We start from the raw sequence: 2,341 nt of genomic DNA, 5'->3' as shown, positions 1-2,341 counted from the left end.
CGATCGGGATGATCAGCCCGATCGCTTACGAACATTCACTCTCCGCGGCAGCTACAGCTGCTTGATCCCCTGTCCACTATTCGGGGTGAACCTCAATCCCGGATGAGCGCATACTCGATGGATACCCGCCGGCCGGATTTGTCGGCGTAGTAGCGAGCGGCGTCGAGCACTTCCGAAACCGGCCAGCGGCTGTTCACCGGAACCAGGGTGTCGCGCAATTCGTCGTCCGGGGTGTGCAGGGATACCGCGAGCGTCACCGCGAGGTCCTCATCGGCGAGTTTGCGGATCGCGGGAGCCAGACCGACCGTCGACACCACCACATTGCGCTGCGAGATACCGAGACCGTCGGGGGCGGGCGAGGTGATGCGGCGTACCGCGTTCACCACCCGCTTGTAGTTCGCCAGCGGCTCGCCCATGCCCCCCGTTTTACAAATGCTCTGACCAGCGATTATTCCGAATCGGCAGAGATGACAGCCTTGTGGCATCACGAACGTGCGAATATACGTTCGAGCATCTTCATCCTCGGCGAGTACTGAAGGTCAGGTCAGACGCTGTGACGACAGGTTTTATCTGTCACCTGCAGGTTGTGTCTGTCACCAGGTGCCGATCGACCGGGCCTTGGCCCAGAGGATCCCCGTCACATTGCGATCGTTGGTGGAGAATGAGCGGATGTTTGGACAGGGCAAGGACTTGACGGCCGCGAGCGAGACGTTCGCGAATGCGCTCCCGATCACTCCAGAACTGATAGCTGCCGCCGAGGCGATCGACGGCGAGATCGAGCAAGGTCAACGCTAGATCGCGCAGTTTCGTGAACGCGACCCGAACCCCGGCCAGACCGAGATCGCGATCGCGACTCGGCAGGGCGCTGAGATGGCCCTGACGGCCGAGCGGAGCCGCTGGCGCAAGATCGTCAACGTGTTGCGCGAAGTGTCGCCACGGCAGGTAGACCCGACCGGTTACGGCTACTTCGAGAGCAACCCACCACCACCCGAACCTCGGTGACGACAAGGCAGTGCGGCGGAATCCGCACTCCGCACCGCCGGTCTCGACCTACGTGTCGCCTTCGCTGAACTTGCAACCCTCGGTATCGGGCAGGGTGAAGCTGGCCAGGCGAGTCCGGCGTGCCTACGACCAGACACCTCTTGTGACAACTAAAACCCGCCCGTAGTGACATCCATGACCTGTAGACCGGACTGAACCATGAGGCCAGCTCCCCGCCCGATGACAACTATGACCTGTCCTCACAGACGCGATCTCACCAGCCGAACCCGACTCCGGCACTCGCGGCGATTTTCGTAGCTCAGAGTCCGAATTCCATACGTTGACCGCTTCACCTGATGGGTCAGTTGTTGCCGGTCTGGTCCCGAATTTCATCTACCCAGTCCGTCCGAACCATCGAACCGTCGCGAAACATCTCGGTACCGCGTTCCTGAGCCGAAACAAGTCGTTCGTCGATGCGCTCACCGAGCCCACTCACGCGAAACGGAGATTCGACTCCCCTGACCAGTTGAGCGATCTCGCGCAGTAAGCCGATCTCGATGCCGAACGCACCGAAATGAGCCTGCTCGAATGGGCTTTTCGATAGGCGATCCCCGCGATCACCAACCTCGACCGCTTCTATGAAAGGCCGATAATAGGCGTAGAGGTAGTGGTCACGAGTCAGCCGATCGAGAGCGATCGCCTCCTCGGTCGGTTCCTCAGGGTCGAAAGCCTCGACGATCATCTCCCGTCCATTGGGGAACGAAGCGACGCACCCTAGCGCAATCCAAGGCGGGGCGGACGCAATCGAAATCACGGAACGTTTCTGCGCAACAAGCTTGGCCCGCAATGCGCGTTCCATCGCCCGGGAGCGTCCTTTGGCTTCCGCCACCACCCACCCTGACGCAGAACATCCGATCAAGTCCGCGCGCTGACGTCCGGAACCGAAAATGACTCCGTATGTCGAGGCATAGCGATCGATGTGTAACAGGTGGCTGACGCCCAGCACATGTTCGCAAAAGACCCCGGTCATCGCAGTGCCGAGCGCGTAGGACAAGCCAACCAATTCTGATCGGTCAAGGTCGGCTGCCAGCCGAGAACGTGTCAGTGCACCGCCGGGCTGACGGCGAATGTAGGCCGGGATGAGAGATGCTCGATGCAGCCACTCCCAGGTCGACGCTTTGCCAAACCGGAACTGGTCCGCAGGCGCACGGCCGGTGGTGAACAGCGCGTGGGCCAAGTGGTCGGTGCTGAACTGCAACGTGCCCCTAGTGTTCCGCGCCTGGAATTCGTTGTAAATATGAGGCGAGTCGTTCGAGGATCTCATCAGAGGTCTTGGTCCACACGAACGGTGTGGGGTTCT

Annotated in this window: 2 protein-coding genes and 1 pseudogene; 1 reads left to right on the top strand and 2 read right to left on the bottom strand. The window is 60.8% G+C overall.

Going from position 1 to position 2,341, the window contains the following annotated elements:
- Nucleotides 1-95: 95 nt before the first annotated feature.
- Nucleotides 96-419, bottom strand: a pseudogene (locus ACLML9_RS28490) (23S rRNA (adenine(2503)-C(2))-methyltransferase RlmN); the annotation flags it as partial.
- A 232-nt stretch (nucleotides 420-651) separates the two neighbouring features.
- Between ACLML9_RS28490 and ACLML9_RS28485 the strand changes: the two are divergent.
- Nucleotides 652-795: a hypothetical protein gene (locus ACLML9_RS28485; protein WP_411948389.1), complete on the top strand. Its 144-nt coding sequence runs from the start codon at nucleotides 652-654 to the stop codon at nucleotides 793-795.
- Nucleotides 796-1,342: 547 nt separating this feature from the next.
- On the opposite strand, the gene ACLML9_RS28480 is transcribed toward ACLML9_RS28485, so the two are convergent.
- Nucleotides 1,343-2,239 carry a hypothetical protein gene (locus tag ACLML9_RS28480; protein ID WP_411948388.1) on the bottom strand — a complete coding sequence of 299 codons (897 nt, stop codon included), beginning with the start codon at nucleotides 2,237-2,239 and terminating at the stop codon, nucleotides 1,343-1,345.
- Nucleotides 2,240-2,341: the final 102 nt, after the last annotated feature.

Source organism: Nocardia sp. NPDC002869 (genome assembly GCF_046764065.1).
GTDB lineage: Bacteria > Actinomycetota > Actinomycetes > Mycobacteriales > Mycobacteriaceae > Nocardia > Nocardia rhamnosiphila.
This window is presented reverse-complemented; position numbering and strand designations above follow the sequence as displayed.